The organism is Aliivibrio sifiae, assembly GCF_002954705.1.
In the GTDB taxonomy this organism is placed as follows: domain Bacteria; phylum Pseudomonadota; class Gammaproteobacteria; order Enterobacterales; family Vibrionaceae; genus Aliivibrio; species Aliivibrio sifiae_A.
In genome coordinates, this window is sequence record NZ_MSCO01000002.1 from 483,765 (window position 1) to 484,400 (window position 636).

General features: G+C 35.2%; 1 protein-coding gene. It reads left to right on the top strand.

Annotated features, from left to right (window positions below):
- Positions 1 to 544: hypothetical protein (locus BTO22_RS13125; RefSeq protein ID WP_219843873.1), on the top strand; the 544-nt coding region annotated here is incomplete at its 5' end.
- Positions 545 to 636: the final 92 nt, after the last annotated feature.

A 636-nucleotide genomic window follows, 5' to 3' on the forward strand; every position in this document is an offset into this window, starting at 1 on the left:
CCCTACGAGGAAAAATTTAATGGAAAGCGCACTAATTGGATTAGCAGGGGTAGTGCTTGGCGCATTACTCAGTGAGTATTTTCGGCGAAAAAATAGAATTGAAATCTATTCTCAAAAAGTATTTGATAAACGTCTAGCTATTCATGAAGAGTTATATGCGATGTTTGTTTCTGGGCATGATGTAGTATCAGAAGTTATGACAAATACGGAATTAAGTAAATCAGAACGAGAAGATTTAACCTCTTCTATTATTTTTCCACTTTGTCAGTTCATGGATAGAAATGGTTTTTATTTGAACGATTATTTAACTGTTCAAGTAGCAACCGCCTATATGGGAGCTGAGGATGTTTTGGATAATGATTCTGATTTAGATATTGCATCTGCAAGAGCAAGGGTTTACGAACTATCTAAAATCACAAAGAAAATGATCTTAGAAGAATCTGGTGTTACTGAAGCATTTAAACATTTTTCTGTTATATCAAAATCTAAACCTGATTCAGATGTCATAAAAAGGGTTAAGGAGCTTGAAAAGGCACGGGTATAACAAATGCATCAACACGATTTGCTACACTCGGCGTTGTCAGTTTGCCTTTAGTTTCAGTGATTAAGGCGCTAAAATTCAGCTAGGTCTGTATA